Annotated in this window: 7 protein-coding genes; 6 read left to right on the forward strand and 1 reads right to left on the reverse strand. The window is 66.8% G+C overall.

Annotation, left to right across the window (positions count from 1 at the left end):
• Window positions 1-9: 9 nt before the first annotated feature.
• Window positions 10-3,102, reverse strand: a complete 3,093-nt coding sequence (locus tag GEMMAAP_RS17725) for a sialidase family protein (RefSeq protein ID WP_053333545.1) — start codon at window positions 3,100-3,102, stop codon at window positions 10-12.
• Between the two features lie 124 nt (window positions 3,103-3,226).
• Between GEMMAAP_RS17725 and GEMMAAP_RS17730 the strand changes: the two genes are divergently transcribed.
• From GEMMAAP_RS17730 to GEMMAAP_RS17755, 6 genes are all read left to right on the forward strand, one after another.
• Window positions 3,227-4,570, forward strand: a complete 1,344-nt coding sequence (locus GEMMAAP_RS17730) for an alpha/beta hydrolase family protein (RefSeq protein ID WP_026848152.1) — start codon at window positions 3,227-3,229, stop codon at window positions 4,568-4,570.
• Window positions 4,571-4,625: 55 nt separating this feature from the next.
• Window positions 4,626-5,084 (forward strand): hypothetical protein, encoded by a 459-nt coding sequence (locus GEMMAAP_RS17735; RefSeq protein ID WP_026848151.1) that lies wholly within the window; start codon window positions 4,626-4,628, stop codon window positions 5,082-5,084.
• Window positions 5,084-8,197, forward strand: coding sequence for a serine/threonine-protein kinase (locus GEMMAAP_RS17740; RefSeq protein WP_053333544.1), 3,114 nt, complete (start codon window positions 5,084-5,086; stop codon window positions 8,195-8,197). The genes GEMMAAP_RS17735 and GEMMAAP_RS17740 overlap by 1 nt, the downstream gene beginning before the upstream one ends.
• 64 nt (window positions 8,198-8,261) lie before the next feature.
• Entirely contained in the window at window positions 8,262-8,885 is a 624-nt protein-coding gene (locus tag GEMMAAP_RS17745; RefSeq protein WP_075071563.1) for an RNA polymerase sigma factor, read from the forward strand.
• Complete coding sequence (locus tag GEMMAAP_RS17750; protein ID WP_026848149.1) at window positions 8,882-9,949, forward strand: FecR family protein; 1,068 nt, start codon at window positions 8,882-8,884, stop codon at window positions 9,947-9,949. The genes GEMMAAP_RS17745 and GEMMAAP_RS17750 overlap by 4 nt, the downstream gene beginning before the upstream one ends.
• Window positions 9,950-9,966: 17 nt before the next feature.
• The gene (locus tag GEMMAAP_RS17755) at window positions 9,967-12,783 is read left to right on the forward strand and encodes a TonB-dependent receptor (RefSeq protein ID WP_158514917.1); all 2,817 of its coding nucleotides are present in this window, start codon (window positions 9,967-9,969) and stop codon (window positions 12,781-12,783) included.
• Window positions 12,784-12,792: the final 9 nt, after the last annotated feature.

Genomic DNA, 12,792 nt, shown 5'->3' on the forward strand with positions numbered 1-12,792 from the left:
GGGGCCTTGCTACATGGTGATCCCCATCCGGTTGAGCTGACGCGCTACGGCATCCAGTGCGGTACGCAGCTCCGTCGCCAGCTCGGTAGACAAGCCGCGCTGCGGACCCGTTGGCGCCGCATTGATGGCTTCGAGATTGCGAAGCAGGTTCCCCAGGCGGTCGGCAATGCGCGGGCCTTCACTCCAGTACGGCGCCGTGGACGGCTTGGCGAGCATATCGAGCAAGTCGTTCACCGCCTTGAGTTCGGCACCGAGCTTCTCGGCGACCTGCTTGCCGCCGCCATCGGGAATGGCGTCGGCAGCACGCTTGCGAGCCACCAGCTCGGCCTGACGACCGTCCAGTGCCCGCAGCGTATCGTTGACCAGTGATTGCAGGTCGCGCAGCTGCATGGCCAGCGTGAACTGCTCCTTGAGCGCCTCGGCCGTCACGGTCACCGTGGGGTCTACGCGCACGGTGAGCGGCTGCTCTACCTGCTGGTCACCCACAATGAGCCGTACGCGATAGCGTCCGGGGAGCACGCGCGGGCCGCTCAGCGCGCCGAAGAACGCCACCTCGGGATCGTCGGCGGCCACCGCACGGCGCGCCCGTGGCGCCTCGTAGGCGAGATTCCACGACGTGGTGTTCACCCCGGCTTCTCGCGGAATCGTATTCAGCGCACGCACCAGCGTACCCGCGGAATCACGGACTTCAATACGCACCGGTGTGGCGGCGTCCGGCTTGGTGGCCAGGTGATAGCGAATGATGGCGCCGTAGGGCGGGTTGGCGCCGCGGAAGAGCGCATCGCCAAGTGATCCGGTCTTGGTGGTCTTGGTGGCAAAGCGTGTAGCCGTGCGCATGGCGAACAGGTGCATCGGCTTCTGCGGTGCGGCCGCCAATTCCTGAATGACCGACGCGTCGTCGAGAATCCAGATCCCGCGGGCGTGCGTGCCCACAATGAGGTCGTTTTCGCGGCCATGCACCAGCACTTCGTGCACCGGAACCGCCGGCAGGTTCCCACCCAGACGGAACCAGCTGCCGCCACCATTCACCGTGACGTAGAGACCGATCTCGGTGCCAGCGTACAGCACCTGCGCGTTCTTCGGGTCTTCACGCAGCACCTGCAGATAGGCCATGGCCGGCAGATTGCCTGCGACACTCGCCCACGTGGCGCCGCAATCGGTGGTGCGGAAGACATACGGCTTGTAGTCATCCATGAAGTGGCGTTCGAAGGTGGCGTACGCCGTGCACGCCGCGGTCCGCGACGGCTCCACGTGCGACACCACCGCCTCCGGGCCCACGCCGCGCACATTCATGTCCACCCGCGTCCACGTTTTGCCGTCATCACGGGTCACGTGCAACATCCCGTCATCGGCACCGGCCCAGATCACGCCGCGCTGCGCCGGCGATTCGGCAATGCTGTACAGTGTGTTGTAGTACTCGGCCGTGGTGGCCTCCGTGATGACCGGACCACCTGCCGGACCGTGACGCGTGGTGTCGTTCTTCGTGAGATCAGGGGAGATGGTTTCCCACGTCGAGCCGAAGTCCTTCGACCGGAAAATGACCTGCGCGCCGAAGTAGAGGATCTTGCCGTCGTGCGGCGACGCCACGACAGGCGCGTTCCAATTGAAGCGGTACTTGAGCGTATTCACCGGGCCGCCGTCGTTGCGGCGCGGCTGCGGAGAGATGTCCTGCTGCTCCAGCGTTTTCATGTGCGTACGCCAGATCATGCCACCCTGCGACTCCGAGACGATGAAGTCCGGATCGTCGGGGTGTGAGGTCTGATAGTAGCCATCGCCGTACGACACCAACCGCCAGTCGTCCACGAGAATGCCCTGCGGTTCACGTGTGCGGCTGGGGCCAAGCCAGTTGCCGTTGTCCTGCAATCCACCGCCAAGGAAGTAGAACGGCTCGCGGTTGTCGGCGTGCACCTGATAGAACTGGGCCAACGGAAACTGATTGGGGAAGCGCCAGGTGGCGCCCTGATCGTTGGAGACGGCAATACCGCCGTCGTTCACCTGCCACAGGCGACGCGGATCGGTGGGATCAATCCAGAGTCCGTGATGATCGCCGTGCACGTTGCCGGAGAAGCGGACAAAGTTGCGGCCGCCGTCAATGGAGTACGAGAACTGACAGGCAATGGCGTACACGCGATCGTGATTCTGCGGGTCCACGCGCAAGTCGGAGTAGTAGTAGCCGCGGCACATGGTCGCGGCATCCTGACTGGTGGCGCGCCAGGTGGCGCCGTAGTCGTCGCTGCGCCACACGTAGCCTTCGCGCGATTCGGTGAGCGCGTACAGTGTGCTGGGGCGCGACGGGGCCACCTTGATGCCCACGCGGCCCAGCAGTTTGGGCAACCCGCCGCCCTGCTTCTTCCAGGTGCGGCCACCATCGGCCGACGCGAAGATGCCACCCTCGGTGGAACCACTGGTGAAGGTCCACTGCTTGCGATCGAAGTGCCACATGACCGCGTACACGCGGTTGGGATTGACCGGGTCGATATCCAGATCAGCACACCCGTGTTTATCGTCGGTAAACAGCGATTTTGTCCATGATTCGCCACCGTCTCGCGTGACAAACACACCGCGTTCGGCGCTGGGCGCCCCGATGTGCCCCACCGCGCACACAAAGACCGTGCGCACATCACGCGGGTCCACAATCACACGGGCAATGTGGCGCGCATCGCCCAGGCCAATGAAGCGCCATGACGCACCACCATCGGTGCTCTTGTACATGCCGCGCCCGAACGACACCGAATTGCGCACATTGGCTTCGCCGGTGCCCACATAGATGACCTCGGGGTTGCCCGGTTCAAGCGCGAGGTCACCAATGGACAGCGTGGGCTGCGCGTCAAAGAGCGCCTTCCACGTGGTCCCTCCGTTGGTGGTCTTCCATACGCCGCCACTGGCGGTGCCCACGTAAACGATGTTGGGATCACCCGGGACCCCTTCTACATCGGTCGCACGGCCCATCATGTTGGCCGGGCCGATGCTGCGGAAGGTGAGGCGGGAGAGCGCTGAGGTGTCCACGGCGGGGCGCGCCGCAGTGGATGCCGGCTGGGCCGGCAGTGGTACAGTGGCGAGCGCGCCAACCAGGAGCGCGGCGGCGGAGGAGCGGGTACGCATCGGGCGGAGGCGGATGGAGGGGAGACGCAGTATGCCTGATGGCCCGAAATTGCGGGACGAGGTGTGCTGGCGCCAGCGACGGGCGCGGGAAGACGGGGGGGAGGCGGCGTGGTACGTTTCCGACATGCAACGGTCCCTTCGATTCTTCGTGCCGCTCGTCGCCTTCATTGCGCACCCCGTGGAGTCAGCGGCGCAGTCCCGTGCGGCCGACACGCCCGCCCAGGCTGCGGTCTGTCCGGCGTCGGTCGCTGCCGGCAGCCGGTGTCTCGCCGGGCGCGATAGTGCCGGGGCGTACTACTGGTTTGCGGTGCCGCCCCAGTGGAACGGCACGCTGGTGGTGCATGCCCATGGTGGCCCGGAACTGGGCAATCCCAAGGCTGACCGGGTGGCCGAAGATCTGACCCGCTGGTCGATCTGGACCCGGGCCGGGTACGCCTACGCCGGCTCCGGTTTCCATCAAGGCGGCGTGGCCGTACGAAGTGCCGCGGAGGATGTCGAACGCGTGCGCCGGCTGTTTGTGGCGCAGATTGGCGTCCCCACGCGCACGGTGCTGCACGGACAGTCCTGGGGCGCCAGTGTCGCGGCGCGTGCCGCTGAAGGAACCGCAGGAGCCACGGGGGCCAGGTACCCCTACGACGCCGTATTGCTCACTGCCGGCGTTCTGGCTGGTGGTTCGCAATCGTACGATGTCCGCTTCGACTTGCGGGTCGTGTATCAGGCTATCTGTGGTAATCACCCGCGCGCTGACGAGCCCTCGTATCCGCTCTGGCAGGGACTCCCGCTGTCGTCCACACTCACGCGCGCCGAATTGGCCAACCGGGTGGACGAGTGTACCGGCGTCCGCAAGTCGCCCGGCGAGCGCAGTGCGCAGCAGCAGCGCAATCTGCAAAGCATCCTCGGCGTGATTGCCATTCCCGAGACGGCATTGATTGCCCATCTCAACTGGGGGACCTGGCACTTCCAGGACATCGTATTCCGGCGGCTCGGCGGCCGCAATCCGTTCGGCAACGCCTCGGTGCGCTATACCGGGTCGCTCGACGACGCCACCCTGAACGCGACGGCCTTTCGGGCCACCCCCGATCCGGCAGCGTTGGCCGAGTTTGTGAACGACACCGATCCCACCGGCCGCATTCCCGTACCGGTGCTCACGCTGCACGCCATACACGACCCCACCGCCTTTGTCGAATTGGAATCGGTGTTCCGCGAAACCATGCAGCGGGGCGGCAGCGGTGATCGGCTGGTGCAACTCTTTACCGACGACCGGGAGCATAGCTACCTGAGCGACGCGCAGTACGTGGCGGCCATGCGTGCCCTGCTCACCTGGGCAGAACGCGGGGTGAAGCCGACGCCGAAGGAAGTGGCCGCGCAGTGCCGCACGGTGGACGCGCAGTTTTCACCGGCCACCGGATGCCGGTTCCTCCCCGACTATCAGCCGCGTCCTCTCAGCGCGCGCGTGCCAAAACGCTAGATTGCCGTGGCGCGATGGCGTGCCTCCCTCCGTTCTCTCTCTCCCAGCCTCTCCCGTGTCCACCTCACCCGATTCCCGCGTCGTCCTCGATCAGCTGCTTGCCACCAATGGCCTGACGTCGGAAACCCGGCTCTATCGGGAGGCGCTGTTCAGTGCGCTGCACCCCACAGAGACACCGGGACTGTTCCGCCTGGCGGCCAACGCCTCACCGGCGGAGTCCGTGATTGACGTGTACGGGGCGGGGCACCTGGTGCAGGCAGAATCCACCGGCGCTGGCCTCGCCTTTGCCGAAAGCGCACGCCCCAATTGGCAGGAAACCATGGAGCTACGCACGCTGCGCCTCGACACCAGTCACGGCGCGCTTCCCGATCCGCACGTGGAGGTGGAAGTCCAACTCGGCGATTTGCTCGCGCAGGGCGCTCTGGTTTATCCGGTGGAATCCGTCACGGTGGAAAAGGCCTGGTACTGCACGATGCCCGCCGGCGACGTGCTGGTGCGCCTCGTCGGCTCGTAATGTCCGATCCGATCGACGACGTCAACCTCTCTGGGCTGGCCGGCTACGGTATCCCCCGGGACATCGGGCGATACCGCATTGTCAGTGTGCTCGGCGAAGGCGGCATGGGCACGGTGTTCGAGGCGGAGCAGGATCAGCCGCAGCGCATGGTGGCGTTGAAAGTCATTCGTCCGGATTACGTCCTTCCCAAACTGATCCTGCGCTTCACGCGCGAGGCTGAAGTCCTGGGGCGGCTGCAGCATCCGGGAATCGCGCAGATCTACGAAGCCGGCACCTTTGCCAATCGCGATGGGCAGCGCCCCTTCTTCGCCATGGAGCTGGTGAAGGGCGTATCGCTCACCGAATATGCCCGCGCCAATGAGCTGGATGCGCAAGGTCGCCTGTCGCTCTTTGCCAAGGTGTGCGACGCCGTGCACTACGCGCACCAGCAGGGGGTCATTCATCGCGATCTCAAGCCGGCCAACATCCTGGTGGACAGTAGCGGTCAACCCAAGATCCTCGATTTTGGCGTGGCGCTGCTCAGCGAGGGCGGACTGCAGAAGAACCGGCAGACCTCACTGGGTGAAGTGGTGGGCACGTTGCAGTACATGAGCCCCGAACAGGTCAATGCCGACCAGATGCCGCTCGATTATCGCAGCGATGTCTACTCGCTCGGCGTCATTTTGTACGAACTGCTCTCGGGTCGGCTGCCCTATGACCTGAGCAGCAAGCTGATTTTCGAAGCGGCACGCGTCATTCTGGTGGACGAGCCGGCGCCCTTGAGCTCCGTCAATCGGCAGCTCCGCGGTGACGTGGAAGTCATCGTCAGCAAGGCACTCGAGAAGGAACGGCAGCGCCGCTACAGCTCGGCCAATGAACTCGCTAGCGATGTACGTCGGTATCTGAGCGACGAGCCCATTACGGCGCGCAAAGCCAGTGCCATGTACCAGCTGCGCAAGTTTGCGCGCCGCAACCGTTCGCTCGTGACCGGTCTGTCCATCGCGGCGGGCGTGCTGGTGGCGGGTACGGTGGTGAGTGTGTGGCAGGCGGTGCGCGCGACCGCGGCCGAGCGGTTGGCCGATGCACGCCGCGAAGAAGCGCTCGCGTCGCGCGAGTTGGCGGAACAACGGCGCCTGCAGGCCGAGAAGGCACTCTTGGCCGCGGATTCGGCGCGCGCGCAAGCAGACGTGGCGCGCGCCGATGCCGAGCAGCAACAGGAAATCGCCTCGGCCAGCGCCGTTCGTGCCACCAACGAAGCCGCTCGCGCCAACGCGGTGAATGAGTTCCTGCAGAACATGCTCAACTCGTCCGACCCGGCACTCGCCAAGGGGCAGGAGTTGACAGTGCGTTCCGTACTCGATCGGGCCGCCGTTCGCATGGACTCGGGGCAGTTTGCCGGTCAGCCGGAAACGCGCGCCGGCCTGGAGTCCACGATTGGGCGCACCTACTACGCGCTGGGGCTTTACGACAAAGCGCAGCCGCATCTTGACTCGGCCTACGCCATTCGCCTGCGGGTGCTGGGGGCGACCAATACGCAGGTTGCTACCAGTGCCGGCGATCTGGGCGAACTGGCCCGGGCCAACGGTGACTTTCCCACCGCCGAACGCCTGCTCAAGCAATCGCTCGCCACCGCGCGCGCCAAGCTGCCGGCCAATGACGATCAGGTCACCGGGACACTGTCGCTGTTGGCCACGGTTACCTACTCACTGGGGCGTAATGCTGACGCCGAACGGCTGCACCGCGAGGCACTGGCGCTCAGCAAATCGAAGTATCCTCGCGGCGGGCCCATTGTCGCCGCACGATTGTTGTCGCTCGGCACGTTCCTGCTGTTTGCGCAGCAGCCGGAGAAGGCGTTGCCGTACCTCGAGGAGTCACTGACCCTCGGTCGCGCCGCCAACGGCGAACTAAGCCCAGCCACGGTGAGTACGCTGATCATGCTGGGCGATACGCGCCGCCAACTGCGACAGTTCGACATCGCCGAACGCACGTATCGCACGGCACTGCAAAGCGCACGCCCCCTGTTTGGTGCGCAACACCCCACGGTAGCCGACGTCGTCTCGCGCCTGGGCGGTGTGCTGAGCGACCAATCCAAGTTTGCCGAAGTGGACCCGCTGCTGAAGGAAGCGATTGCCATTCGCATCGCGGTGCTGGGCGAGCAACATCCCGACGTGCAGCTGGGTCGCGTGGAGCGCGGGCGATTCCTGCAGCAGCTCTCACGGTTCGCGGAAGCGGAAACACTTTTCACTCAGGCCTACGAAGGGCGGCTGGCACGACTGGGGCCCACCAGTCCGGCCGTGGCGTCCTCTCTGCAGGACCTCGGGTACCTGGCCAAACTCACCGAGAACTGGCCGGTGGTGGAAAAGCGGTACCGCGAGTCGTTGCCCATCTGGCGTGCCGCGAACATTGAAGTGGAAGTCCTGCGCTCCGAAGGCGAAGTGGGCTTTGCCCTCGTCAAGCTGAACCGGAATGACGAGGCGTACACTTTGCTGACCAATGTGGTGGCGCGTCGGAAAGCGATGTTCGGTGACAATCATTGGTTCACCGGAGACGCCCTCGAGAAACTGGCCGGTGTGGAGCTCAACCGCGGTCGGCTGGTCGAGGCGGAATCGCTGGGCACCATTGGTCTTCGCATTCGCCGCACGGTGTACGGTGACCGCTCCGTTCCTGTGGCGGGACACCTGCAGAACATGGCGGTGTACCGAGAAATGCAGAACGACACGCTGGGATCCATTGCCCCGTTGCGGGAGTCGTTCCGCACCTTCAGTGCGTTGCGCGCGCCCAATGACCGGAACGTGTTGCTGGCACAGCGGTGGTTGGCACATAACCTGTGCGCCACCGGCGCCATCGCCGAGGGCGACTCGCTGCTGCGGGCTGGGGTGGCGTTGAGTCCTCTCGACAGCACTCAGCCGGTGCCCTACCGCCTGCGGGCCAGCCTGGGGGATTGCCTCGCCCGGCAGCGGAAGTTCGCCGAGGCAGAACCACTGTTGCTGGAAGCGCAGCGGGTGCTGAACGGCTTCCCCACGACCTCCACGATCCTCCGTACTGCGCTGGTCGACATGCTGGTGGCGCTCTACCAGGGGTGGGGACGCGCCGCCGACGCGGCCGCGTGGAGCGCGAGGCGCCCCCCCAAGTAGGCGTCTGCATGGCCCCGGCCCTGGTGACTGGTCATGCGGGCGTTCTGGGGTGTCTATCGTTGGTATGCCTCCTCTTCCGCCACCGCTCTCCGTGAGCTCTCTCCCCGATCCCCCGTTGTTCGATCTGGCTGCTGTGCAGGCAGGTGACGAGGGGACCTTTCAGGCGCTGTTCGACGCGCTTTATGGGCCACTGCTGCGCTACGCGCAGTCGTATCTGGACGAGCCGGCAGCGGCCGAGGATCTGGTGCAGGAGGCCTTTGTGCGGCTGTGGGACCGCCGGGCAAGCCTTCCGGCCGACGTCACCCTGAGCGCGTACCTGTACAAAACGGTGCGCAATCTGGCGCTGAACGTGCGACGGGATCGGGCCACCCGGGAGCGGCTGCTGGAAGATCCCGCCGCGCAGGAGGGAGCGGCCACGCCGGCCGCCGTGCCGCAGCCGGACGCCGAGGTGGAAGGGGAGGATCTGGGCGGGCGATTGACCGGCTATCTCGCCGATCTTCCACCGCGCCAGCGGGAAGCCATTCAGCTGTCCCGATTTGAAGGGCTGACGCACCACGAGGTCGCCGTCGCGATGGGTTGCTCACCGCGGACGGTCAACAATCACCTGGTCGCCGCACTGTCTACGTTGCGGCGCCGACTTTCCGAGGCCGGCAGTCTGGTGGCGGCCGTAGCCTGGTGGCTCACATGACGCACGACCCAACCCCGACCCGCTCGCGTGATCTGGAGGCGATGCTGGCCGGTCGCGCTGATCGCGACGCGCTGCGGGAGGTGTGGGAGACACTCCCCCGCGTAGCGCCTTCGTCACTCGACCCCTCACCGGAGGCACGCCGGGTGGCGTGGAACCGGCTCCGGGCCACTCTTGCCGACCCCTCGCGCACACCGTTCACTGCGGATGCCGCGGCGCCGCTTACGCTGGTGGACGATGACCAGCCGACCGTGGTCCCGGCGCCTGCCGCGACCATCGGTCGCGCGCGGCGCTGGCTCGTGGCGGCCAGCGCGGCCGGTGTGTTGATCACCGGTGGTGCCGCGCTGCGAGCCGTGCCCACCACGTATGCCGCGCCTGCTACGGCCGGCGCGGCGCCGGTCGTGGTCGTGCGCCTGGCCGACGGCTCCGACGTGTGGTTGGCGGCAGGGAGCACGCTGTCGGTGCCGCGTGCATTGGGGTGGCCTGGTGTGCTGCGGGCGTCGTCGCGCGACGTGGTGCTGTCCGGTCGCGGCTTCTTTGCGGTACAGAAGGACGGGCGGCCGTTCGTGGTGCGCACCACCGATGCCGCCGTGCGGGTGCTGGGCACGCGCTTCGAGGTGCTCAGCGCCGCCGTGGCAGGGAGCCCCGCTGTTGGGACACAAGTGACGGTGCAGGAAGGGCGGGTAGCCGTGTCGGCCACGTCGCAGGATGGGGCGCTTGGGGCCGCCGTCGAGCTGGGGGCAGGACAGCGCGCCGCCACCATGGCCGGTCGCGCGCAGCTCCTCCCTGTGCGGTCGGTGTCGGCCGAACAGGTGGGTGCGTGGCGCACGGGCGGGTTTTCCGCCCTCGATGAATCGCTCGACGCGGTGCTGAGTGAACTGGCGCGACGGTCGGCGCTGGAGATCACGCACGCACGTGAGGTGGACGGCGCGGTCACCGTCTCCCTGTTCTATCCGGATATGCCGTCGGTGGACACCGTGCTCAACGACCTGTGCACGGCGCAGGGGCTGACGCTCACCCGGACCAGCCGCGGCTTTCACATTACGCGGAGTGGCACGCGCCCGTGAGCGAGCGACGCTCGCGGATGGCGCGGCCCGTTGGCCACGTACCGACTCACGCGCGGGCGTGGCCGCTGGCCATAGGCCTGTGTGCGGCGGTGGCGTGGGCGGCGCCCCGCCCCGTGGCAGCGCAACAGCAAACGCCGCCGCCTGCGTCGACGGTGGGTCGGCAGGCCGATAGCACACGCGCTCTGACCATGGCGCTCCTCGACGTCACCGTGGTGGAGGCGCTGGAGCGTCTCTCCGGTGCGGCGCGTATGAGCATTGTGTGGCAGCCGGCGAGTCTTGGGGCACGTGCCTCCACGCGCATCAGCTGCCGGATTGATCGCGAGATGCCCGAAGTCCTGTTGCGCTGCATCACGCGCGCGGCCGACCTCGACTACTACCGGCTGTCGTCCGGCACCTACGTGGTGATTGCGGCGGCGGAAGCGCCGCCGGGGTGGGCCGCACTGGGTGGTTTTGTGGTCGATGCCGCCACCGGCGCCGGGTTACCCTCGGCGCGCGTGCAGTTGGCCGAATTGCCCAACGCGGTGTTTGCTGGCGATGACGGCGCCTTTACCATGGCGCGTCTGCGGCCGGGCACGTATGCCGTGACCGTGCGCGCACTGGGGTACCAACCATTGGCCACCACCCTGGAGGTCACCCCCAACGCGACACGTCGGGTACGACTGCTGTTGACGCGCCAGGAATTGGCGGCGCGCCCCATCATTGTGAACGGCATTCGTCCGGGCGACGCCAGCGCCCGACTTGGTGCCGCGACGATAGCCGACAGTGCCACGCGCATGCTGGTGGGGCCGTCGCTCTTTCTGCCGGGCGCCGTGGCCCCCTTGGGGGTGTCGCGCCGCGACGGTACCGGCGATCTGCATGTGCAGGGTGGGGACATCGGTGAGCATCCGTGGCGACTCGATGGCATCCCGTTGTACGACGTCACCACGTTGACGGGGCTGCTTGGCATTGTCTCGCCGCTGGCGGTGGAGCGCGTCACGGTGCATCGCGCCGGCTACGGAGCGTCGGTAGGCAGCTTTACGTCGGGGGCGATTGATCTCACGCATAGTCTTGGTGAGCCGCTGTCGCCGTCGGCGCAAACGGCGTCGCGTGGCGTGGCGACGGACATCGCCATTGATCCGTTGACCGCCACCGCCCGACTCTCAACGCCCGTTGCGGTGGGTAACGCAACCGGACGGGCCATGCTCGCGGCGCGCACCGGGCTGTGGCAGTTCACCGCTCCGCCGGCCATGGTGCGTGCGGTGCGCCATTGGAGTGCCCCCGACCCGGTGCTGCTGGCCCGCGTGAGTGGATTTGGCGCCGTGCCGGGGATGGAGCAGCTGGATCGCACCCCATATACAGGGAGCGCGGGCGATCAGGCCGTGTCACTCAACGATGTGCATCTGGCGGTGGCGCTCGATTGGGGGACGGCGCACCAGCTGTCCGCGTCGGCGTTCACCACCGCGCAGGGCATTGCCCACGACGGTACCGCCAGCGACAGCGGTCGGGCCACCGTGCACAGCGTGGATGAGTACGGATGGCGCACAGCCGGGGCGCAGCTCACGCATCGGTGGCTGCTGGGCACGCGGGTGCGGCAACGCGTGCAGCTGCGGGCCTCGCGCCACGCACTCGATCACGACGTGTCCATGGCCATGGCATCGACCCCGCTCGCCATTGCTGGCGGTGAACACAACGCGATCAGCGAAATGTCGTTGGTGGCCGATTGGCGGGTGCAGCTATTGCCACAGACGACGGCCACGTTTGGCGCCGAGGTGAGTCGGGCGCAGGCGGAGCTGGACATTGCCAATCGCGTGTTGCGTCCGCTGTCGTTCGCCAACACGGTGTGGCGTGGCACACTCATGGCGGATGTCACCACGCGTGTGGCGGCCACCACGTTTCTCGATGCCGGCGTGCGCGTGTCGCAACTGCAGAGTGGTCGCAGTTACGCCGAACCTCGACTGGCACTTCGCCGCGAAAGTGCCGCGGCGGGGGTCCCGTGGAGCTGGCGCCTGTCGGCTGGAGGCTACCACCAGTTTGTCACGCAGTTCGATGTGGCGAGCACCATGCCGGTGGCGTTTGTGCCCAGCGTGCGCTTCTGGTTGCCAACCGATGGCACCACGCCGGTGGCGCAGGCGTGGCATGTGGCCCAGGAAGCGGTCTGGCGGCCGGCGCCCGGGTGGGAAGTGCGCGGGGAAGGGTATGCCAAGTGGATGCCCAGTATCCCGACGTTCGACTATGGCGTGCTGTACGCCGCCGAAGGCGTTCCCGCATCTCCGTCGCTGGTGCGCGCCGCGCAGTTTGTTCAGCGTGCCAACGGGCGTGCGGTGGGTGGCGGTGTGCGGGTCATTCGCGACGCGCGGTTGTCGCGTGGACATTGGCGCCATGAACTCGCCTACGACTATGGGTGGGCGGAGCGGGCGTTTCCGTCGCGCTTTGGTGGCCAGCAACAGCCCCCCTCGTGGCTGGAGCCGCATCGCGTGCTGGCCGTGTCCGAAGTGACGCCGTGGGCGCCGCTCACTGCGGCCATTCGAGCGCGCGGTGTCATGGGACGGCCGTGGGCGTTGCGTCAGGTGTACTACGATTTGTTTGGCGCCGCGCCTGATCGCTCGGGGTTGCCCATCGATCTCCCCGGACGCATGACGCGTCCCGCCATTGTGGACCTCGATATGGGCGCGACCTGGCGGCAACGCGTAGGGACCGCCACGGTGGAGGTGGGCGTGAGCGTGACCAATGTGCTCAATCGTGCCAACGTGCTCGACTATGGCTTGCGGCGCCGCGCGGATGGCTCCGGCTACGACATGATTGCCCGCCTGCTGCCCGGGCGTATTCCCGTGGTCACGATGCAGCTGCGGCGCTGAGCAGCTCGC

This window comes from Gemmatimonas phototrophica (genome assembly GCF_000695095.2).
Classification (GTDB): Bacteria; Gemmatimonadota; Gemmatimonadetes; order Gemmatimonadales; family Gemmatimonadaceae; genus Gemmatimonas; species Gemmatimonas phototrophica.